Annotated in this window: 20 protein-coding genes; 13 read left to right on the forward strand and 7 right to left on the reverse strand. The window is 70.0% G+C overall.

The window, feature by feature from the left end:
• The first annotated feature begins 668 nt into the window (after window positions 1-668).
• The 3 genes from VF665_RS22975 to VF665_RS22985 are packed head-to-tail and all read left to right on the forward strand — an operon-like array spanning window position 669 to window position 6025.
• Complete coding sequence (locus VF665_RS22975) at window positions 669-1409, forward strand: hypothetical protein (RefSeq protein WP_331055817.1); 741 nt, start codon at window positions 669-671, stop codon at window positions 1407-1409.
• Window positions 1339-2736, forward strand: coding sequence for a hypothetical protein (locus tag VF665_RS22980; protein WP_331055818.1), 1398 nt, complete (start codon window positions 1339-1341; stop codon window positions 2734-2736). Before VF665_RS22975 ends, VF665_RS22980 begins: the two co-directional genes overlap by 71 nt.
• A 58-nt stretch (window positions 2737-2794) precedes the next feature.
• Window positions 2795-6025: an error-prone DNA polymerase gene (locus tag VF665_RS22985; protein WP_331055819.1), complete on the forward strand. Its 3231-nt coding sequence runs from the start codon at window positions 2795-2797 to the stop codon at window positions 6023-6025.
• A gap of 13 nt (window positions 6026-6038) precedes the next feature.
• Here the strand turns inward: VF665_RS22985 and VF665_RS22990 are convergent, their stop codons facing one another.
• The 4 genes from VF665_RS22990 to VF665_RS23005 all read right to left on the reverse strand — a co-directional run bounded on the left by VF665_RS22990 (window position 6039) and on the right by VF665_RS23005 (window position 7689).
• Complete coding sequence (locus tag VF665_RS22990; protein WP_331055820.1) at window positions 6039-6275, reverse strand: hypothetical protein; 237 nt, start codon at window positions 6273-6275, stop codon at window positions 6039-6041.
• A complete protein-coding gene (locus tag VF665_RS22995; protein WP_331055821.1) occupies window positions 6265-6744 on the reverse strand; it encodes a type II toxin-antitoxin system VapC family toxin in 480 nt (159 codons plus the stop codon). Before VF665_RS22995 ends, VF665_RS22990 begins: the two co-directional genes overlap by 11 nt.
• 265 nt (window positions 6745-7009) lie before the next feature.
• A complete protein-coding gene (locus VF665_RS23000; RefSeq protein WP_331055822.1) occupies window positions 7010-7219 on the reverse strand; it encodes a hypothetical protein in 210 nt (69 codons plus the stop codon).
• The gene (locus VF665_RS23005) at window positions 7216-7689 is read right to left on the reverse strand and encodes a PIN domain-containing protein (RefSeq protein WP_331055823.1); all 474 of its coding nucleotides are present in this window, start codon (window positions 7687-7689) and stop codon (window positions 7216-7218) included. Before VF665_RS23005 ends, VF665_RS23000 begins: the two co-directional genes overlap by 4 nt.
• A 323-nt stretch (window positions 7690-8012) precedes the next feature.
• Between VF665_RS23005 and VF665_RS23010 the strand changes: the two genes are divergently transcribed.
• Complete coding sequence (locus tag VF665_RS23010) at window positions 8013-9440, forward strand: DEAD/DEAH box helicase (RefSeq protein WP_331055824.1); 1428 nt, start codon at window positions 8013-8015, stop codon at window positions 9438-9440.
• Window positions 9441-10154: 714 nt separating this feature from the next.
• Here VF665_RS23010 and VF665_RS23015 read toward each other — a convergent pair.
• A complete protein-coding gene (locus VF665_RS23015) occupies window positions 10155-10781 on the reverse strand; it encodes an SGNH/GDSL hydrolase family protein (RefSeq protein ID WP_331055825.1) in 627 nt (208 codons plus the stop codon).
• A 756-nt stretch (window positions 10782-11537) separates the two neighbouring features.
• Window positions 11538-12389, reverse strand: a complete 852-nt coding sequence (locus VF665_RS23020) for a patatin-like phospholipase family protein (RefSeq protein ID WP_331055826.1) — start codon at window positions 12387-12389, stop codon at window positions 11538-11540.
• Between the two features lie 275 nt (window positions 12390-12664).
• Between VF665_RS23020 and sufC the strand changes: the two genes are divergently transcribed.
• From sufC to VF665_RS23060, 8 genes are all read left to right on the forward strand, one after another.
• Window positions 12665-13429 carry a Fe-S cluster assembly ATPase SufC gene (sufC, locus tag VF665_RS23025; protein WP_331055827.1) on the forward strand — a complete coding sequence of 255 codons (765 nt, stop codon included), beginning with the start codon at window positions 12665-12667 and terminating at the stop codon, window positions 13427-13429.
• Window positions 13430-13528: 99 nt separating this feature from the next.
• Window positions 13529-14938 carry a Fe-S cluster assembly protein SufB gene (sufB, locus tag VF665_RS23030; RefSeq protein WP_331055828.1) on the forward strand — a complete coding sequence of 470 codons (1410 nt, stop codon included), beginning with the start codon at window positions 13529-13531 and terminating at the stop codon, window positions 14936-14938.
• A 107-nt stretch (window positions 14939-15045) separates the two neighbouring features.
• Window positions 15046-16389, forward strand: coding sequence for a Fe-S cluster assembly protein SufD (sufD, locus tag VF665_RS23035; protein WP_331055829.1), 1344 nt, complete (start codon window positions 15046-15048; stop codon window positions 16387-16389).
• Window positions 16386-16706, forward strand: a complete 321-nt coding sequence (locus VF665_RS23040) for a non-heme iron oxygenase ferredoxin subunit (protein ID WP_414679375.1) — start codon at window positions 16386-16388, stop codon at window positions 16704-16706. Before sufD ends, VF665_RS23040 begins: the two co-directional genes overlap by 4 nt.
• 20 nt (window positions 16707-16726) lie before the next feature.
• Window positions 16727-16984 (forward strand): hypothetical protein, encoded by a 258-nt coding sequence (locus tag VF665_RS23045; RefSeq protein ID WP_331055831.1) that lies wholly within the window; start codon window positions 16727-16729, stop codon window positions 16982-16984.
• Window positions 16981-18240 (forward strand): cysteine desulfurase, encoded by a 1260-nt coding sequence (locus VF665_RS23050; RefSeq protein WP_331055832.1) that lies wholly within the window; start codon window positions 16981-16983, stop codon window positions 18238-18240. The genes VF665_RS23045 and VF665_RS23050 overlap by 4 nt, the downstream gene beginning before the upstream one ends.
• Before the next feature lie 413 nt (window positions 18241-18653).
• Complete coding sequence (gene sufU / locus VF665_RS23055) at window positions 18654-19109, forward strand: Fe-S cluster assembly sulfur transfer protein SufU (protein ID WP_331055833.1); 456 nt, start codon at window positions 18654-18656, stop codon at window positions 19107-19109.
• A 170-nt stretch (window positions 19110-19279) separates the two neighbouring features.
• On the forward strand, window positions 19280-19762 hold the full coding sequence (locus VF665_RS23060; protein ID WP_331055834.1) for a cupin domain-containing protein: 483 nt from the start codon (window positions 19280-19282) through the stop codon (window positions 19760-19762).
• Between the two features lie 172 nt (window positions 19763-19934).
• Here VF665_RS23060 and VF665_RS23065 read toward each other — a convergent pair whose 3' ends face one another.
• Complete coding sequence (locus tag VF665_RS23065; protein WP_331055835.1) at window positions 19935-20654, reverse strand: hypothetical protein; 720 nt, start codon at window positions 20652-20654, stop codon at window positions 19935-19937.
• Between the two features lie 403 nt (window positions 20655-21057).
• Between VF665_RS23065 and VF665_RS23070 the strand changes: the two genes are divergently transcribed.
• A complete protein-coding gene (locus tag VF665_RS23070; protein ID WP_331055836.1) occupies window positions 21058-21495 on the forward strand; it encodes a GNAT family N-acetyltransferase in 438 nt (145 codons plus the stop codon).
• Window positions 21496-21503: the final 8 nt, after the last annotated feature.

The raw sequence follows: 21503 nt of genomic DNA on the forward strand, positions 1-21503 counted from the left end.
CGCCGAACGGCTCCCCCTCTCCCGCGGAGCGGGGGGAGGGGGCGGGGGGGAGGGGGCCTCCTTCGGCCGCATCGGCACGGTGGGAAGCGCAACGAGAGGTCGTTCTCCCCTCTCCGTGCGGCAGTTTGCACGGGGGAGGGGCGGGGGAGGGGCGCAGTTGCCGTGTGCCCCCTCTCCCACATCTGTTCGTGGGAGAGGGTGGACGCGTCTCAGCGCGGCCGGGTGACGGCGCCGGCCGGGTAAGGGCCCCGCCGTCCGCCGCACCCGCACTCCGCCCGCGATCCCCGCTCCCCTCCGCCACCCGGCGGACCGCGATCCATCCCGCTCATCCGCACGACGTCGGCTCCGGATTTCATCCGTGTCGCCGTCGTTTCCTTTTCCCCATCAACCGTACACGCGGCGCGCGGAACAGGTGGACGCCGGGGTGTCCAGAGCGCCGCCCGCACCCCGCACCGCGGCGAACAAGAGTACGGAGTTCGCTGCGGAAGTGCACGCGAGCGGACCGCGAAATTGCGAATCGTCTACTCTGTAAATGTATGCTAAATGGCCGCTTGGCAAGCACTTAAAGTGAACGAAGAATCCCTTGGTTCGGGGAATGTTCGGTATTAGACTTGCCCTCCCGGTACGCCGTCCCGGTCCGCGAAACCACCCCGGCCAGGAGTGCTCCCGTGAGCGCCGCCCACGACCTCAGCCTGCTGCGCGCCCGCCTGGAACAGCGCTTTGGCGCGGCCATCGTCCCCGCGCCGGGGCAGGCGCCCTCGCGCGAGCAGCCGGGGTTCCGCACGGGGGTGGCCGCGCTGGACGCCCTGCTTCCCGGCGGCGTGCCCCGGCGCGCGCTCACGGTGTGGGCGGGCGAGGGCACGGCGGGGCGCACGGCCGCCATGCGCGCCCTGGTGGAAAGCGCCTGCCGCGAGGTGCGCGTGGCGCTGGTGGACGCCACGGGAACGCTGGACCCCGCTTCGTGGTGCGGGCCCGACGGGCGCTCCCGGCCGGAGCTGTGGGTGGCCCGCCCGCCCTCTGCGCAGCACGCGCAGGAAGGGGCGTGGGTGGCGGAAACCATGCTGCGCACCGGGGCCTTTGGCCTGGTGGTGCTGGACGGCCCCGCGCCGGCCAGCACCGACGCGCACCGCCTGCGCGCCCTGGCCCGCGAAACGGACACGGCGCTGCTGGTGAGCACGGGAGGCCCGCCGCCGCAGTGGAAAGCCGACGTGCGGCTGGAATTCCGCCGCACGGGCGGGGGACGGGCGGGGCTGGGCGCGGGCGGACGCTTTCTCCGCCCCTCGGCCATCCGCATGGCGCGCGGCGAAGGCGCACGCGCGGGAGAACGCGAGGTGGAGCTTGTACACGAACCGTCGAATCGCCTGCATCCGGATCCCGGTCCCGACCGGCGACCCCGCGCCCGGGGCTGAAGCCCGCGCCGCCCTGGCCGGCGCCCTGCTCGGCGCCGCGCCGCGGGTGATCGCCGTGCGCGAGTACCCGTGCGCCTTCTGGGCGGACGCGGCGGGAATGGAGCTGCTGGGCGGCGACGAGGCCGTGGCGCGGCGGCTGGCCCGGGCGGCGGAGGCCGCGGGCTTCGCGGCTCGGGTGGGGATCGCGGACAGCTGCATCGCCGCGGCGGCGGCCACGCGCGAGCGCACGCACGCCACCCGCGTGGTGCCCCGCGGCCGTGACGCCCAGTACCTGCTGCGCCGCTCCCTTTCCCTGCTCCCCATCGAGCCGTCCCTGCGCGGCGCGCTCTACCTGCTGGGGTTGCGCACCTGCGGCGACCTGGCCGCGCTCCCCCCGGCCGAGATCGAGCTGCGCCTGGGCGACGAGGGGCTGCGCGCCTGGCGCCTGGCGCAGGGGCGTGACGACCGCTGGCCCTTTCGCCCCCCCGCGCCGGGGACGGCGGAGGCCGAAGCGGAGTTCGAGCCGCCGGTGGACAGCGCCGAGCCGCTGCGCTTCGTGCTTCCCGGGCTGATCGCCTCGGTGACGGCGCAGCTTGCCGCCCGCCAGCGCATTCCCGCGCGGCTGCGGCTCACCCTGCGCGTTCCCGATGCGGCGGACGACGACCGCGAGGTGCGCCCCGCGCGCCCCACCGCCGACCCGCGCGTGCTGGCGGACCTGTGCCGACGCGCCGTGGAGGACCGCGCCCCCGCCGGCCCCCTGTGCAGCGTGCGCCTGGTGGCGGAAGAAGACGGCGTGGCCCGCGCCGACCAGCTGGACGCGTTCGCCGCCCCCGCGCCGGACCCCGGCGCGCTGCACGCCGCCCTGCTCCCCGTCTTTGCCCGCTGGGGCGACGGCGCGCTGAGCACCGCCGTGCGGCACGGAGCGCACCTGCCCGGAGAGCACGCGGGGTGGGCGGCGCACGGCAGCGCGGGGATCGGAGCGTTCACCGCGGCCGCCCCGGCGCCGGACCCGCCGGTGGCGGGAAGCGGGTTTCGCAACGTGCTCCCCCTCTGCCTGCGCCGCTTGACAGAACCCTTGTCTCTGACAGTGCGGCAGGACGCGGAGGGCCGCCCCGCGGGGGTGGACGGAGCGGCGCTCGCGAATGCATTGCCGGATGGGGGGATGGGGACTTATCCACCCCGACTGTGGAAAACTCGTGCAGAGGGTCCGGAGAGGGTTTCGGGGGGATGGTGGGCCCGTGCGGAAGCCCGCGAGTACTGGCGGCTGGAGTCTGAAGAGGGGTGGCTGGGGCTGGTGTACCGAGACGCGGCGACCGGGCTGTGGTACCTGGAAGGATGGTTCGATTGAGACGTGATCGGGATGGGTGCGCGATGTCCCCATGCGCGCGTTTTTGGGCTAAGTGCTTGTGAAACAAGAAGATTACGTCGAGCTGCATTGTCACAGCGCGTTTTCGCTGGGTGACGGTTCGTCTACGCCCGAGGCGCTCGTGTCAAGGGCCGCGGCGCTGGGTTCTACTTACCTTGCGCTCACGGACCACGACGACCTGGGGGGCGCCGTGCGTTTCTCCCGGGCCTGCCGCGAGTCGGGCGTAACCCCCTTGCTGGGCGCGGAAATCACCCTGGACGACGCCTCCCATCTCACGCTGATTGTGGAAAACCCGGAGGGGTGGAAGAACCTCTGCGGGCTGTTGTCAAGGGGGCGCACGGAGCGTCCGCGGGGCGCCCCCGCCGTCCCCTGGAGCGCGCTCCGGGAGCGCTCCGCGGGGCTGGTGGCGCTCTCCGGCTGTCCGCGCGGCCGCATCCCCCGCCTGCTGGCCCAGGAGCGGTTCGCGGAAGCGCGCATGGTGGCGGGAGGGATGAAGGAGGTGTTCGGCGACCGCTTTCACCTGGAGCTGTGGGACCACCGCACGCACCAGGAGGCTTCGCTGTGCGCGGAACTGCGCGACCTGGCGCGCGAGGTGGGGGTGCCGTGGACGGTGACGCACGACGTGCACTACGCCGACGCCGCCGGCCGCGCCGTGCACGACCTGCTCACCTGCGTGCGCCGGCAGGCCACGCTGGAGCAGGCGCACCGCGCGGGGTGGCTGCGCCCCTCCGGCGAGTGGTGCCTGCAGCCCCCCGCCGAAATGGCGCGCCGGTGGAGCCACGCGCCGGAGGGAATCCGCCGCACGCGGGAGATCGCGGAGCGCTGCGGCGCCTTTCGCCTGCTGGACGTTCCCCCGCCGCGCCCCCGCTTTGACGTGCCGGCGGAATGGGGCTCGGCGGACGAGATGCTGCGCGCGCTGGCGGAGAAGGGGCTGCGGGAGCGGCTGCCCGAGGCGTCGGAGGTGCACTGGCGCCAGCTGCGGCGGGAACTGGAGATCATCGCGCAGGTGGGGATGCCCGACCACTTTCTGGTGGTGTGGGACATCTGCCGCTTCGCGCGGGAAAGCGGCATCCTGTGCCAGGGGCGCGGCTCCGCGGCCAACTCGCTCGTCTGCTATGCGCTGCGGGTGACGGCGGTGGACCCCATCGCCAACCACCTGCTGTTCGAGCGTTTCCTGTCCGTGGAGCGCCCCGAAGCGCCGGACATCGACGTGGACTTCGCGGCCATGGACGACCGCGAGCGCGTGCTGCAGTACGTGTACGAGCGCTACGGCCGCCCCCACGCCGCCATGGTGTGCACCCACGTGGAGTACCGCGGCCGTTCCGCCGTGCGCGACGCCATGCGGGTGCTGGGCTTTCCCGCCGCGCAGGCGGACTTTCTGGCCAAGCGGCTGGACGGGCACGCGCCGGCGGGGACGGCGGCGGAGTGGCTGGAGATGGGAGAGGGCAAGGCGCTGCGGTCCGTCGGCCTGGATCCGGCGGAGCCCCGCGCCCGCGCCCTGGTGAAGCTGGTGGCCGGGCTGGACGGCGTGCCGCGGCACCGGGGGATCCACAGCGGCGGCTTTGTGCTTTCCGGCACGCCGCTGGGGGAGATGGTGCCCATCGAGCCGGCGTCCATGCCGGGGCGCACGGTGATTCAGTGGGACAAGGACGACTGCGCCGACATCGGCATCCCCAAGTTCGACCTGCTGGGGCTGGGAATGCTCAAGCTGCTGGGCTCGTGCATCCGCATGGTGCGCGACACGCGCGGGGTGGACGTGGACATCGGCCGGCTGCCCATGGAAGACGCGGCCGTCTACGCGCAGATCGGCGAGGCGGACACCATCGGCCTGTTCCAGATCGAGAGCCGCGCGCAGGCCAACTTTCTTCCGCGCCTCAAGCCGACGTGCTTTTACGACGTGGTGATTTCCGTCGGTGCCATCCGCCCGGGGCCCATGATGGGCGGGCAGGTGAAGGAGATGCTGGCGCGGCGGCGCGGCCAGGTGCCCACGGAGTATCCGCACCCGGATTTGGAGCCGGTGCTGGGGCGCACGCACGGCCTGGCGCTCTTTCAGGAGCAGCTGATGCGCTGCGCAATCGTGGTGAGCGGGTGCTCGCCCGGGGAAGCGGACCGGCTGCGGCGCGCCATGAGCCGCAAGCGCAGCCGTGAGGAGATGCACCGCGCCACGGAAGGGATTCGCGAGGGGATGCGGGCGCGCGGGGTGGACGAGGAGGCGGCGGAGCGGGTGCTGGGATGGCTGGAAGCGTGCGCCAGCTACACCTTTCCCGAAAGCCACGCCATTTCGTTCGCGCTGCTGGCGTACGCGAGCGCGTGGCTGCGGCTGTACTACCCGGCCGAGTACCTGTGCGCCATCCTGAACGCGCAGCCCATGGGCTTCTACCCCGTGTCCACGCTGATCCACGACGCGCGGCAGCACGGGGTGCAGGTGCTGCCCATCGACCTGGCGGTGAGCGGGTGGGATTGTGCGCTGGAAGGGAAGTGCCCAGTGCCAGGTTCCCAGTGCCCAGCGGATCCATCCAGCCCTTCTGGGCACTTGAATCCGGGCACTGGGCACTCTCCGTCTGTCCGCGTGGGCCTTCGCTACGTGCGCGGGCTGGGCTCGGTGACGGGCGGGCGGCTGCGGGCGGAACTGGCGCGCGGGCCGTTCACCTCGGTGGCGGACGTGGTGGAGCGCTTTCCCTCGGAGCACGGGTTGCGCGCGCTGGCCGCGGCGGGGGCGTTCCGGTCATGGATCCCGGGCGGGCCGCGCCAGGCGCTGTGGACGGTGATGGGCGAGCTGCGGGCGCGCCGCAGCGGCGGCCCGCTGGCCCCCGCGGAGCCGTCGGTGGCGCGTCTGCCGGAGCTCGCGCCGGTGGAGCGCACGCGGATGGCGCACCACGTTACCGGATTCGACCTGGACGGCCACCTCATGCGCCACCTGCGCGACCGCCTGCGGGATCTGGGCGTGCTCCCCCTGGGCGAGCTGCGGGATGCAGAGCGGCGCCACGGCGAGCGCGTGACCGCCGCCGGGCTGGTGATCGTGCGGCAGCGGCCGGGGACGGCCAAGGGCTTCGTGTTCGTGGGGCTGGAGGACGAGACGGGGCGCGTGGACGTCATTGTCCCCCCGCAGCTGTACGCCCGCGAGCGGGAGACCATCAACGGCAACGGCATCCTGGCCGTGCGCGGCAAGCTGGGGAAGGAAGACGGGGTGACCAACATCAAGGCCGAAACCTTCTTTCCCCTGCAGCTGGACGAAGCCCGCGAAATCGTCCGCTCGCACGACTACCACTGAGCGGATGCGCGCGTCAGGCGGCAGGTCGCACGGTGGTTCCGGGTGCCCTGCCGTCCGGCTGATCCGCGCCGCCGTGCCGGCTCATGTACCAGGTAACGAGGTCGGTTCCGCCCGTCTCGTCCGTGAAGGGGGCGAGTTCGCTTTCCAGTGCTCGGAGGTAATCGCAGAGCGCCTCTACGGTCGGGTACTGCTCCGCGAGTTCCCGGCGTGCCTCCTCCACGTCTGGAGACACATGCTCGTCAGCGTTCATCGGCGTTCCTCATCAGTTCTTCGGGGGTACAGATCCGCGGCACCGGGAGGCTCATCCGCGTGTTGAGCCGCTGTAGATGATGCCGTTTGTTCGTGTTCGCCAGGTGCTTCAGGTTCCAACTCAGCAGGATGTCGATGCCGTGACAGGACGCCGTGGCGAGATGCAGGGCGTCGTCCGGCGGCATCAGCTTGTGACGCACGTAGTCGCGCGCGGTCGCCTCGATTTCTTCCGAGACTGCGAGTCGTGGAATCCCGCTGACCAGGGCCAGTCGCAGGAGCGCGCGTTCGGTTCGTCTGCCGCTGACGATCTCGGCGATCATCAGCGGACTGGAGCAGAGCGTATACTGCTCCTGCGCCCCGTCCCACCAGTCGCGGGTGATCGTCCTCCACCGCACCCGCTCGGGCTCGGTGCGGCTGTCGTGGTACACGCTCGGGATGGTGCTGTCCAGATACACGGTCGGCTTCGGCATGCGCCGAAGGTATCAGCGCGGTGATCTGGACAGAAGCCCGCGCGTGAAAGCGGCCACAGGCGCGCACGTCTGCTCATCTGTGGCGGAAAACGGACAGCGGGGTTCAGCGTGCCGAAGCTGTCCGGATTGGAGCCCCGCGCGAGTCTTGTTCCGGGCTGGACACCATGGATGGCAAACCTGCCACCGCACCTCCGCGGAAACTTTCTCTCCGACCGCGTCGCGGATTCATCGGCCGCGTGCCCGCCTCCGCAACACCACCTGGATCTCAGGCCGCGGCATCTGCCTGGGCGCTGCGCAGCCTCGCGATCAGCGCCTCATCATCTGCGGGATCCCGCCGCACCAGCCGTTCGCCATGCCGCGCCTGTGACTCCCGCAGATGGGTGAACAACTCGTCCAGCGTGGGATACAGTACCTCCATCTCGCGGCGGGCCTCTTCAAGGTCCGGGAAGATGGGATCCTCGGCGACGGGGTTCATTCAGCCTCCCTGATCAGCGTTTCCGGCGTGCAGATACGCGGTGTGGGCAATCCGGACATGGCGTTCACGCGTAGGATGTGCCGGGTTTTTCGCGGATTCGCCATGTGCCTCAGATCCCAGGTCAGCACAAGATCGCATCGATGGCAAGAGGCGGCTGCGACGTGGACGGCGTCGGTCCGCGGCATGAGCCGGTGCGCCCTGTAGTGCAGGGCCAGCAGGTGGACTGCGTCGTTCACCTCCAGTACCCGAATGCCGCGGACAAGCGCAAGCCGCGCGTCCGCCCGGTCTGGCCTGCCGCCGCGTGCGATCTCGTCCAGCATCAGCTGGCTCGTGCACAGGGTGTAGCGTTCCTGCGCTCCATCCCACCAGGCGCGGGTGATCGTCCTCCACCGCACCCGCTCGGGCTCGGTGCGGTCGTCGTGGTACACGCTCGGGATGGTGCTGTCCAGATACACGGTCGGCTTCGGCATGCGCCGAAGGGATCAGTGCGGCGATCTGGACAGAAGCCCGCGCGTGAAAGCGGCCACAGGCGTGCACGTCTGCTCATCCGTGGCGGAAAACGGACAGCGGGAATCCGGCATTCCGAAGGCGTCCACATTGGATCATCGCGGCGGCGGGCGCGTGGGTCAAGGCGGCGGGTGAAAGCGGCCGCCGTGCGCCACAATCGGCGCTTCCGCGACCCTTTCGCCGATTGCGGTGTATCTCCCTCACGAACCGGACGGCGGGACTCCGCGCGAGCCCCGCCGTGTTCTTTTGCGCCGAATACGGCGCGCTCGTCTGTACTCGGCACGAAATGTCTTTCGACAATCTCGGACTTCACCCCTCCCTGCTCCGCTCCGTCTCGGACCTGGGATACACCAAGGCCACCCCGATCCAGGAACAGGCCATTCCGTTCGCCCTCGGAGGGCGCGACGTGATGGCGTGCGCCATGACCGGCAGCGGCAAGACGGCGGGCTTTGCGCTGCCCACCATTCAGCGCCTGATGGACGGGCCCCGGCGCCGCACCCGTGCGCTGGTGCTGAGCCCCACGCGCGAACTGGCCGCGCAGATTCACGAGCAGTTCGTGGCGCTGGGCAAGGGCACGGGCATTCGCGCCGCCGCCGTGTTCGGCGGGGTGGGGATGAAGCCGCAGGAGCAGGCGTTCCGCGACGGCGTGGAGGTCATCATCGCCACGCCGGGCCGCCTGCTGGACCACCTGCAGTACCCGTACGCCAAGCTGGACGGCGTGGAGATCCTGGTGCTGGACGAGGCCGACCGCATGCTGGACATGGGCTTTCTCCCCGACATCCGCCGGGTGCTGAAGCACGTTCCCGCCAAGCGGCAGACGCTGTTCTTCAGCGCCACCATGCCGGCGCCCATCGTGGCGCTGTCGCGCGACATGCTGCAGTCGCCCGCCACGGTTGACCTGCAGCGCCAGGCCAAGCCGGCCGTGGGCATCACCCAGGCGGTGTACCCGGTCTCGGAAGAGCTCAAGGCGCACCTGTTCCTGGAACTGCTCAAGCGCAACGAGGTGGGCAACGTCATCGTGTTCTGCCGCACCAAGCACCGCAGCAACCGCCTGGCGGAGTTCCTGGAAAAGCACGGCGTGCCCAACGCCCGCATTCACGGCAACCGCAGCCAGACGGCGCGCACCGACGCGCTGGCCGGCTTCAAGGCGGGGCGCTACCGCGTGCTCGTGGCGACGGACATCGTGGCCCGCGGCATTGACGTGGAGGCGCTGGAGCACGTGGTGAACTTCGACGTGCCGCACGTGCCGGAAGACTACATCCACCGTGTCGGCCGCACGGCCCGCGCGGAGGCCACCGGCGATGCGTACACCTTCGTGGCGCCGGACGAGGAGCGCGACCTCAAGGCCATCGAGCGCGCCATCGGCAAGCAGCTCAACCGCATCGTGGTGGAGGGCTTCGATTACCGCGCCAAGCCGCAGGAGCGGTTCGAGGTGCCCATCGCCGAGCGCATCGCGGAGATCCGCAAGCGCAAGTCGGAGGAGCGCGCGCGCGCCAAGGAGAAGGCGGACCGCAAGGCCGCGCGCGAAGGCGGCGCGCCGGTGGCCGGCCGCGCCCCGTCGTCCGGCGGCGGGCGTCCGCAGCCGCGTAGCGAAGGGTCGCGCTCGTCGTCCGAGCCGCGCCGGGAGATGGCGGGCGCGGGCGGCGGCGACAGCCAGCGCCGGCGCGGCGGGCGCGGCCGTGGAAACGGCGGCGGACACGGGCAGCGCGGCTGATCCACGCGGCCGCATGATGGAAAGCGGGGCGGACCTCACCAGGTCCGCCCCGCTTTTTTTCTGTCGATCAGCGGAAGGATTGCAGGTTCAGGAGGATGCGCGCGCCGCCGGCTGTGGCCCTCACCCCGCGTGCTGCGCACGACGACCCTCTCCCACGAACAGATGTGGGAGAGGGAGCACACGGCAACAGCGCCCCTCCCCGGCCCCCCCGTGCGAACTGCCGCACGGAGAGCAGTTCGGGCTTTGAGGGCTATGGCGCATGCCGAGGCGCCCCTCACCCCCAGCCCCCTCTCCCGCACCCGGGCCGCCAGCGGGCGAGGGCGAGCCGTTCGGCGCGGCGACGGGGGTCGGCTCGTCAGGCCGTCTCCGCTCCCGGCGGTTGAAACCGCGCCTCCAAAGACACGAAGTCCGCCTCCGCGGACTGTGGCGGCTGATTCGAGCGAAGGAGGCCGGCGCCGAGCCGTCAGCCGGGTCGTACCGCTTTCAGAGCGGCGGATTTATCCGCTCGGGAGAGCTTGGGCAGCGCGAATCCGTGTATGCCCTCACGTGCCTTCCGCGCCACCAACCCTCCCCCAGTCTCTTTTGGGGGAGGGTGGGCCGGTGGTGCCGGCCCGGGTGGGGGCGGCCGTGGAGCCCGCGTTCAACTGCTGCCTCACGGCGGTATCGGGAGGCTTTCAGCCGTTGTTGCGGCGACTTCATTCGCTCAGCTCCCGCTCACCCAGCGAAGACCACGGCCTCGGGCGCTTCGCCGGCCAGGACCCGCACGATCGCCCGGGCCATCTTGGCCCCGCCCTGCACGGATGGCTCGATGGGGTTGGCGTAGTCTCCCGGATCGTTGCAGACCAGGCGCAGGTCGATGATCGGCAGCCCGGACTCGATGCCCACGCGCAGAATGGCGTCGTTGAACATCGACAGTGCGGTCTGGGCCACGCGCTGCATTGCCGCGTCCGGAAAGTTGCCGTTGTAGATGGTGCAGATCACGAGCGGCAGCCCGCGCCCGCGCAGCTCGGCGACGACCTCGCGGTACGCGGCCTCGAACCGGTCGCGCATGTCGGCCAGCAGATTCAGCACCTCCGCAACGGACGACGCGCGGCGGTTCAGGATGTCGATGTTCATCAGCGCATCGTTCCCGCCGATGCTCAGCACCAGGTGCGTGGCGTCTTTCGTAATGCGCCGGTACTGGATGGGCATGTCGGAGGTCGTGGCGCCGTCGATGGCGGCCAGGGTGCCGGTCCAGCCGCCGGGCAGGATGTCGTTGAGCTGGGCGATGACGTCGGGCCCGCCGCGCACGTACGCCGCGTTGTCGAAGATGCTGTCGCCCAGAAGGATCACGTGCGGCATGCGGATGCTCGTCGCCGGAGGTGGATCGGATCGCGAGCGGGAGGGCGGGTGCAAGCACGATTCCGCCCGCGCCGCAGCCGTCGTCGGGGTGCGCGATGCGGGGGGCAGCGAGGTGGCGGATGCGAAGAAGGCCCGGCTCCGTTGTGCGGGGCCGGGCCGGGTGCGTTGTCCGATGATGGTGTGCTCGGCCGGCGTTTGATGACGAGGCGGCCGCTCGGGTGTGCATCGCGGCGCTGTCCGCGGCGAACAGTAGATCCTTCGTCGGCGCCAAATTGCAGCGCCGCAGACACTTCGGCCGGCGCCTCCTCAGGATGACATCGGTCTTGGGCCTGCTTCGGACGTCGCCGCTCGCGCCGTGGTCGCGGCCGCAGTCCGCGAAGGCGGACTTCGTGCTTTCCCAGCGGCGAATTCATTCGCTCTGGACGGGCGGACGCCGCGGAACGTCGCAATCCGCTCTGGACGGGCGGACGCCGCGGAAGGTCGCAATTCGCTCTGGACGGGCGGACGCGCGGAACGTCGCAATTCGCTCTGGACCGGCGGACGCGCGGAACGTCGCAATTCGCTCTGGACCGGCCGACGCGCGGAACGTCGCACTCGCGCTGGACCGGCGGAGGTGCAGCCGTGGCGCCCGACCCGCCATGTCACGTCCGTTGCGCGCGGACCGTATTCGTTCGCTCCGGACGGCGTTCTGGAGGGGGCGCAGGCTCGATCCCGATCGACTACGTGGGGCTCGATTCGCCCGCGCCGTCCCTCTTCTCAGCCGAGCGTGGCGATGGCTTCCTTGGTGGCGCGGTAGCCTTCTTCCAGAAAGTACTGCGTGCGCCCGAAGTCCCACGCGCCCAGGTGGCCGATGCGGGGACGCACCAGCGTGACGGGCAGGTCCCTCCACGCGGCCAGGTTGCGCTCGCGCTGCTGCGCGATGTTCATCGTGAGCGTGCGGTCGTGGATGGCGATCATCCCGCGATCGAAGAAGCCGGCCGGCGGCGGGGTGATCTCGCTCCCCACGTCCACCGCGATCACCCGCTCCGCGCCCCACGCCATCGCCTGGTCCACCGGCAGGGTGTTGAGCACGCCCCCATCCACCAGCACGTCGCCGTCCAGCCGCAACGGGGGGAAGTAGATGGGGATGGCGCACGAGGCGTACACGGCATCCACCGGGTCCACGTCTTCCCGCATCCCCGTGCCGAACCACGCCTCGCCGCACCCTACCAGCGACACCGCGTTGACGCGCACCGGGATGAGCGCGTCGGCAAAGCTCTTGAGCGGCAGCCGCGCCGCGATGAAGCGCCGGTACGTTCCCCCGTCGAACACGGAGTTTTCGCGCACGCCGCCCATGAACACCGCGCGCTTGTTGACGGAAACGATGTCTTCCTTGCGCAGGTTGAGCGCCATTTCGCCCAGGTCGCGCCACCCCATGCCTCCGGAAACGGCGCAGGCAATCAGCGAGCCGATGCTGCACCCCACGATGGCGTCGGGAACCACGCCGGCCTCGTCCAGCGCCTTCCAGACGCCCACGTGGGCGGTGCCCTTCATTCCCCCTCCGCCCAGCACCAGCACGGTCCGGGGACGAAAGGGCGGGGCGGGATCAGCGGCGGCGGACTCGGTCACGGGACGGGATGCGGGGTGTGGGGTACAGGAGGAAAGGCGCGGGGCGGACGGGGAACTGAAAGCCCGCCCGGGACCCCGTCGCAAGGGGGCGGCCAGCCTTGACGCACGCCCCCGGCGGGCCTAGGTTGGCGGATGATAGTAAGAATCATTCTTGCTGACTCGCGCGCGGGTGAACGCGGCCGCGCGGGCGAGGCGTTCCCCGTTGCGGGGGGCGTACCCAACCCGACGAAACACCGAGCCGGCCGGCGCGCGCCGGCCTGTCCAGGAGACGATTGATGGCCGAACCGCTGCTTACGATCACCAACCTTCACGCCGAGATCGCCGAAGACGGCACCGAGATCCTGAAGGGCGTGAACCTCGAGCTGAACGCGGGCGAGATCCATGCGATCATGGGTCCCAACGGAAGCGGCAAGAGCACGCTCAGCAAGGTGATCTCCGGCCATCCGGCGTACGAGGTGACGGACGGCGACATCCTGTTCCGCGGCGAGAGCGTGCTGGACATGGAAGCCGACGAGCGCGCCCGCGCGGGGATCTTTCTGGCGTTTCAGTACCCGGTGGAAATCCCCGGCGTGTCCGTCGCCAACTTCATGCGCACGGCGCTGAACGCCAAGCGCGGCGAAGAAGTGGACATCTTCGACTTCCAGGAAGAGCTGGAAGGGCGCATGGCGATGCTGGAGATGGACCCGGTGTTCGCGCAGCGTTCGGTGAACGATGGCTTCAGCGGCGGCGAAAAGAAGCGCAACGAGATCCTGCAGCTGGCCATGCTGGAGCCGGCGCTGGCCGTGATGGACGAGACGGACTCCGGCCTGGACATCGACGCGCTCAAGATCGTAACGGCGGGCATCAACAAGATCAAGGCGGAGCGCCCGGAAACCACGGTGCTGCTCATTACGCACTATCAGCGCATGCTGAACTACATCAAGCCGGACCGCGTGCACGTGATGGCGGAAGGCCGCATCATCCGCAGCGGCGGGCCGGAGCTGGCGCTGGAGCTGGAAGAGCGCGGCTACGACTGGATCAAGGAAGAGATCAGCGCGTAACCAGGAATACGGAAGTGCCCAGTGCCGGAGTGCCCAGTACCCCTGGGGACCGGGCACCGGGCACTGGGCACTTTCCTTTTGTGAACTGAGGAGGCGCACATGCCTTTCAATGAAGACGTTGCCGCACTCGGACTCGACGAGTACAAGTTCGGCTTTCGCGACGAAGAAAACTACATCTTCAAGAGCCGCAAGGGCCTGGACGAGAGCATCGTCCGGGAGATCAGCGGCCAGAAGAACGAGCCCAGGTGGATGCTCGACATCCGCCTCAAGGCGCTCAAGCACGCGCAGGCGCGCCCGTGGCCGGAGTGGGGCGGCGACCTGAGCGGGCTCAACTTCGACGACATCTACTTCTACATCCGCCCCAGCGAAAAGGTGGGGAAGACGTGGGACGAGGTGCCGGAGAACATCAAGAACACCTTTGAGCGCCTGGGCATTCCCGACCAGGAGCGCCGCATTCTGGCCGGCGTGGGCGCGCAGTACGAGTCCGAGGTCGTGTACCACTCGCTCAAGGCGGAGTGGGAGCAGGCGGGCGTCATCTTCAAGGGGATGGACGACGGCCTGCGCGACCACGAGGACATCGTGCGCGAGCACTTCGGCAAGGTGGTGCCGTACCGCGACAACTTCTTTGCGGCGGTGAACACGGCCGTGTGGTCCGGCGGATCGTTCGTGTACATCCCCAAGGGGGTCAAGCTCGACATGCCGCTGCAGGCCTACTTCCGCATCAACGCGGAAAGCATGGGCCAGTTCGAGCGCACGCTGATCATCGTGGAAGAAGGCGCGCAGGTGCAGTACATCGAGGGGTGCACGGCGCCCTCGTACAGCCAGGACTCGTTCCACAGCGGCGTGATCGAGATCCTGGTCAAGGACGGCGCGCGCTGCCGCTACACCACCATCCAGAACTGGTCGCACAACGTGTACAACCTGGTGACGCAGCGCGCCATGGTGGGGCGCGACGGCACCATGGAGTGGGTGGACGGCAACCTGGGCAGCAAGCTGACCATGAAGTACCCCAGCTGCTACCTCATGGGCGAGGGCGCGCGCGGCGAGATCCTGTCCATCGCGTACGCGGGCAACGGCCAGCACCAGGACGCCGGCGGCAAGGTGATTCACGCCGCGCCGCACACGTCGTCGCGCATCGTGAGCAAGAGCATCAGCAAGGGCTCCGGGCGCTCGTCGTACCGCGGGCTGCTGCACGTGCAGCCGGGCGCTCACCACGCGCGGAGCAACGTGGAGTGCGACGCGCTGCTGCTGGACGAGCAGGCGCGTACCGACACGTATCCGTACATCAACATCGAAGACCAGAACGCGCAGATCGGCCACGAGGCCACGGTCAGCAAGATCGGCGACGAGCAGCTGTTCTACCTGATGTCGCGCGGCCTGAGCGAAGACCAGGCGGCCACCATGGTGGTGCGCGGCTTCATTGAGCCGATCGCCAAGGAGCTTCCGCTGGAGTACGCGGTGGAGCTGAACCGGCTGATCGAGCTGGAGATGGAAGGATCGGTGGGATAAGGACAGGGCCCAGTGCCCAGTGCCGGTGCTCAGTTGGGCACTTGGCACCGGGCACTGGGCACTTCTTTTCTCCTCGCCGGATATACGCAACCGAGACCCGGATTCCCGTGACCGATACCATCACCCCCGCCGACGTCGGCGCCTTTACCCGCGACCAGGTGGAGATCCTGGCCGCGCGCAAGGGCGAGGCCGAGTGGCTGCGCGCCTCGCGCATGGCCGCCCACGGCGTGTTTGCCGACACCCCCATGCCCACCACGCGGCTGGAGGACTGGCGCTACACCGACATCAAGAAGCTCGTCCGGCTGGACGCGTTCACCTTTGCCGAGGAGCGCGGCCCCGCCTCCGTGGGCGCCGGGCTGCCCGCCGGGCTCTCCACGCTCATGGACGAGGCCACCGAGCCCGGCGCCCGTCTGGTGCAGATCGACGCCTCCGTGGTCGTGCGCGAACTGCCGGAGGAACTGGCCGCGCAGGGCGTCATCTTCACCTCGCTGGAGATCGCCGCCCACGAGCACGCCGAACTGGTGCAGAAGCACCTGGGCACCGCCATCACCCCGGACGACGGCAAGTTCGCGGCGATGAACGCGGCGCTGTGGACGGGCGGCACCTTTCTGTACGTTCCCAAGGGCGTGCAGGTGGAGGCTCCGTTCCGCGTGTACCGCTGGCTCAGCGAGGCCGGCACGGCCGCGTTCGGGCGCACGCTGGTGGTGGCGGAGCAGGGCTCCCGGTTCGCCGTCGTGGAAACGCTGGGCTCGGACGACCTGAGCAAGCCGGCGCTTTCCGTGGGCGCCGCCGAGATCTTTGCGGACGAGGGCGCGGTGGCCATCTACACCTCCGTGCAGCGGTACGGCGCGGGCGTGGCGCACCTGTCCACCGACCGGCTGGTCGCCGGGCGCGACGCCAAGATCACCACGCTGTACACCAGCTTTGGCGCCGACATGTCGCGCGCCGACGTGCAGTGCCGCATGCGCGCGCCGGGCAGCCACATCGACATGCTGGGGCTGTACATCGCCGACGGAAACCAGCACTTCGACAACCAGACGCTGCAGGACCACCTGGCCCCGCACGCCAGCAGCAACCTGCTGTTCAAGGGCGCGCTGAGCGACAAGGGACGGTCGGTGTTCCGCGGGCTCATCCGCGTGCACCCCAGGGCGCAGCGCACGGACGCGTACCAGACCAACCGCAACCTGCTGCTGAGCGACGGCGCCCGCGCCGACTCGCTCCCCAACCTGGAGATCCAGGCCGACGACGTGCGCTGCTCGCACGCCGCCACGGTGGGGCAGCTGGACGAGGAAGAGGTGTTCTACCTGCTTTCGCGCGGCATTCCCAAGGTGGAGGCGGTGCGGCTGGTGGTGTTCGGCTTCTTTGCCGAGGTGCTGGAGCAGCTTCCGCTGGAAGGCGTCAAGCAGGAACTGCTGCGCGTGGTGGAGCGCAAGCTGGCCCGGTCGCGCTGAGGTTGGGGTGGATCCGGGCGGCCGCGCTCTCGGAGCTTTCCGAGGGCGCGGTCCTGGGGGTGGAGGTCGCGGGCCGGCGCATCGCGCTGGCGCGGGTGCAGGGCGAGGTGTACGCCATCGCCGACGTGTGCTCGCACCGCGACTTTCCGCTATCCGTGGGTGAGGTGGACGCCGATGCGTGCACCCTGACCTGCGAGTGGCACGGCGCCGCGTTCGACCTGCGGACGGGCGAGCCGGTGTGCCCGCCCGCGGTGCGCCCCGTCCCCGTCTTTCCCGCGCGGATCGAGGGCGGGGACGTGATGGTGGAGTTGCCGTAGACCCTTTCCCCTACGTACCCATGCGCCGCTCCGCCCTTCGCGAAGATCTGAAGGAGCTGGCGTGGGCCGTCCTGCTGGTCGACCTCGTCGTAGGGCTGACAGCGGTGCTGATGGCGTCGTACCTGGGGCCGCAAACCGCGCTGCTGATCGGCGGCGGGTTCGCGGCCCTGATCACGCTGACGATCGGCACGATCGCGGCGGGTAACCTGCTGGTGATCGCGCTGGTCAGGGCCGTCCGGCGGCGGCAATCAAAAGCTGTAACGATGGATCCTGGATGAGCATCACTGAACTCGCAGCACCCGCATCGCCGCTGGACGTCGCTCGCATCCGCGAGGACTTTCCGATCCTGTCGGAGACGGTGAACGGCAAGCCGCTCGTGTACTTGGACAACGCGGCCAGCACGCAGAAGCCGGTGCAGGTCATCGACGCCATCAGCGGGCACTACCGCAGCGCCAACGCCAACGTGCACCGTGGCATCCATGAACTGAGCAACCGCGCCACGGACGCGTACGACGGTGCGCGCACACGGGTGGCCCGGTTTCTGGGCATCGCCGATCCGCACGAGCTCATCTGGACGCGCGGCACCACCGAGGCGCTCAACCTGCTGGCGCACGCCTGGGGCACCACGCACTTGAAGGCGGGGGACGAGATCCTGCTGAGCGTTCTGGAGCACCACAGCAACCTGGTGCCCTGGCAGATGGTGGCGCAGCGCACCGGCGCCCGCCTGCGCTTCATCGACATCGACGAGCAGGGCCGGCTGGACCTGTCCACGCTGGACGTGGTGCTGACGGAGCGGACAAAGCTGGTTTCCATCACGCACGTGAGCAACGCGCTGGGGACGGTGAACCCGGTCGCGCAGATCGCGGCGCGCGCGCGGGCCGCGGGCGCGGTGATGATCGTGGACGGAGCGCAATCGGCGCCGCACCTGCCGGTGGACGTTCCCTCGCTGGGGTGCGACTTCTACGCGTTCAGCGGCCACAAGATGTGCGGTCCCACGGGGATCGGCGGGCTGTGGGGGCGCCGCGAGGCGCTGGAGTCGCTGAGCCCGTTCCATGGCGGCGGCGACATGATCGAGTTCGTGGAGTTGGAGTCCAGCACCTACGCGCCGCTGCCGCACCGGCTGGAGGCGGGAACGCCCAACATCGCGGGCGCGGTGGGGCTGGCCGCCGCCGCGGACTACCTGTCCGCCGTGGGTCGCGACGCCATTCTGGCGCACGAGCGGTCGCTGCTGGCGTACGCCATCGAGCGCATGCAGGACATCCCGGACATGACCATCCTTGGCCCGCGCGACCTGTCGGAGCGCAGCGGGGTGGTCTCGTTCACGCTGGCGGACATCCATCCGCACGACCTGGCGACCATTCTGGACAGCGAGGGCGTGGCGATCCGGGCGGGGCACCACTGCACACAGCCGCTGATGAAGCGGCTGGGCGTGGGAAGCACCGCGCGTGCGTCGTTCTACCTGTACAACACGCCGGGCGAGGTGGATGCGCTGGTGAACGCGCTGCACAAGGCGCGCGGCCTGTTCGGGTACTGAGCCAAACGCGGTTTCTCCCCTCTCCGTGCGGCAGTTTGCACGGGGAGGGGCGGGGGAGGGGCCCGCGCGGAGCGCGACGCCGTTGTCGCCCGATGCGCCGACCTGAGCGGATGAATCCGCCGCTCGGAAAGCGGTAAGCCCCGACTCGTGGCCGCTGTCGCGTCCACGATCGAGGCTTCAACCGCACGTTGCGGACATCCCGGCGCGTTTTTCTCCCCTCTCCGTGCGGCCGTTTGCACGGGGAGGGGCCGGGGGAGGGGCGCTGTTGGTGTGTGCCCCCTTTCCCACATCCGTTCGTGGGAGAGGGTGGACGCGTCTCAGCGCGGACGGGTGAGGGCCCAGCCGAGGACGCCCGCCACTCTCGTACTCTCGCAGTTCCGCACTCACGCACCCAGCACTCACGCACTGCGGTTATGGAACGCTCCGCGCTCGACGCCGTCTACCAGGAACTGATCCTGAAGCACTACCGCAGCTCGCGCTTTCGCGGCGAGCTGGACGCGCCCGACGCCGTGATCCCCATGCGCAACCCGGTGTGCGGCGACGACATCCTGCTGCAGGTGCGCGTGCAGGACGACCGCATTGCCGAAGTGCGCTTCAGCGGACATGGCTGCGCCATCTCACAGGCCGCCGCCAGCATGATGAGCGAGCACGCGGTGGGGAAGTCGTGGGACGAGGTGCGCGGCATCTCCGACCGCTTTCGCGAGATGATTCACGGCGACGAGGCCGCCGCGCGCGACAAGCAGCTGGGCGACATGCGCGCGCTGGCCGGCGTCGCCAAGCTTCCCCGCCGCGTCAAATGCGCCATGCTCGCCTGGGACGCGCTGGACGAGGCCGAAAAGAAGATCCGCTCCGGCACGCCGGAGTCCTGATTGACCGATGAAAAGAACCGCCCCCGCGCCGCATGGCCGGGGGCGGTCCTGCGTTCCGGGTCAGGGTACCCATGCAGCCCACGAGGGGCGGTTGCATTCTTCGTCCGCGCCAGGCCAGGGACGGCCGGGCATGCACGGGAACGCAACTTCTTTCGACAACGGGATTTCCGATGAGCAACGGACTGCAGGCGGCGCTGATGCCGCTGGTGGTGATGGCGGGGCAGGGCACCCAGCTTCCCACGCCGGGGACGGACTTTGAGCTGATGCTGGATGGCGAGCAGACAGGCGGCGCGCTGGCCATCGCGCTGACGGCCACGCACCCGGGCGGCGGGCCGCCTCCGCACGTGCATCAGAACGAGGACGAAATCTTCATCGTCCAGGAGGGCACGATCGAGCTGTGGTCGGATGGCGCGTGGACGCCCGCGGGGCCGGGGTCGGTGTCGTTTCTGCCGCGCGGCGTGCCGCACACCTATCGCAACGCGGGGACGGAGATCGCCAGGCACTGGGTGATCGTGACGCCGGCCGGGTTCGACCGCTTCTACGCCCGCTGGTCCGAGGAGTTCAACCAGCCCGCCGGCCCCGACATGGCGTCGCTGATGCAGATTGCCGCGGAGCACGGCATCGAGATCCTGGGCCCGCCGCCCGCGGAGTAGTCCGGTTCTCGCGGACCCGGCTGAACAGCGTTCGCCAGCAGAGGCACGGAAACACAGAAATCGCCTCCTCCGTGTCTCTGTGCCTCTGCTGGAGCCGATCTTTTCCCGGAGATGGCAACGGCCCGGCGGAGAGCATCCGCCGGGCCGTTCTGTCCCTCATCCCGCCGCGTGATCAGCGGCGCCGGACGATGCGCCGGGGATCGTCGCCGCGCTCGATGCGGTCCGCGAGTTCCAGCAGCGACTGGAACGCGTCCTCCGCCGGGGCCTCCAGGTCGTCCAGCAGAATGCGGTCTTCGCCGGGGACGGCGCCGCGCAGCACGTCCACGGCCTCGCGAATGGCCTTTTCGGGCGCGGAGCGGTCTTCCACCGGCGACACGTCGGCGCGCGGCGGCGGCGCGCCCACCCACCCCGAGCGCGCGCGGCGCCGGCGGCGGACGCGTTCCTTGTACACCGTCTGCCCGGCCTCGGTGAGCGACACCATGCCCTCCGTGCGCTGCACCAGACCGCGGCCCTCCAGCGCCCGCACCACGCGGCCGTCCAGGTCGTCAAAGGGCACCGGCGCGTTGGCGAGCGCGAGCTGACGCACCATGTCTTCCTGCGTTTCGTTCAGCTGCACCGCGTTGGGATCGTTGCCGGACGCCTCGCCCTCACCGGCGGCTTCAGGAGCGTCGCCCGCGGAAGCCTGCGCGGTGTCTGCGGGCCGGGTAAGCTCGGCGAACGCGCGCTGCCCGTCGGGGGTGATGACGGAAAACCCGCTCATCCGCTTTACCCAGCGGCGCTCTGCGAGCAGCTTGAGGGCTTCGGTATCCAGCCGCACCTCGGACATGGGCATGCCGCGCCGCGCCAGTTCGCGCAGCACCGTCATTTCGGCGGGAGATAGCTCGTTGGACATCGGTCGGATGGCGTTCTGTGCGGATGAAACCGTGTTCGCGGCCAAACATACGCTCCGGACGCAGAACAGGCCAGCGTTTGTCGAAAGTCGCTGTCGCAATCTGCCGCTGGCGCAATCCGCCGCGCCCGACGATCATGGCAGCCGGTCCGCGGTTCGTTGGCCCGACACCATCCTGAACGAGGAATTGCATGCGCCCACGATGGAAAGCCACCGCTGCCACGATCGCCGTGGTTCTCGCCGGGGCGCCCCTGTGCGGGTGCGATGCCGTCGACCGTTGTCTGGACCAGGGCGGGCGCTGGGACGAGGCTCGAGAGCGCTGCAGCTTTGAGCCGAAAGCGGGACCGGATTCGCTGTCCGCGCAAGACAGTGCGGACACCCTGGACCTTCCGGCCCAGCTTTCCCCGTGAACACGATCATTCGCCCCGCTGAGCCGGGCGACGCCGCCGAGATCGCGCGGCTGCTGACCGCACTCGGGCATCCGACGGCCGCGGATTCCATCACCTCGCGATGGGACGAGTGGTCGGGCGGGGCCAACGCGGCGCTTGTGGCGGCGCGCGCGGGCGGAGGGCTGGCCGGCGTCGTGACCGTACATCGGATGACGGTGCTGCACCGGCCGCTCCCGGTGGGGCGCATCACCGCGCTGATCGTGGACGCATCGGAGCGCGGATCGGGGATCGGTCGCGCGCTCGTCCACGCGGCGGAGCGGCTGCTGGCGGAGGCCGGATGCGGCCTGCTGGAGATCACCAGCAACCTGCGCCTGACGGACGCGCACGCCTTTTACGAGCACCTGGGCTACGAGCGCACCAGCATCCGCCTCGTCCGCACGCTTCCGGCGGACTGACCGCTCCC

It is taken from the genome of Longimicrobium sp. (assembly GCF_036387355.1).
In the GTDB taxonomy this organism is placed as follows: domain Bacteria; phylum Gemmatimonadota; class Gemmatimonadetes; order Longimicrobiales; family Longimicrobiaceae; genus Longimicrobium.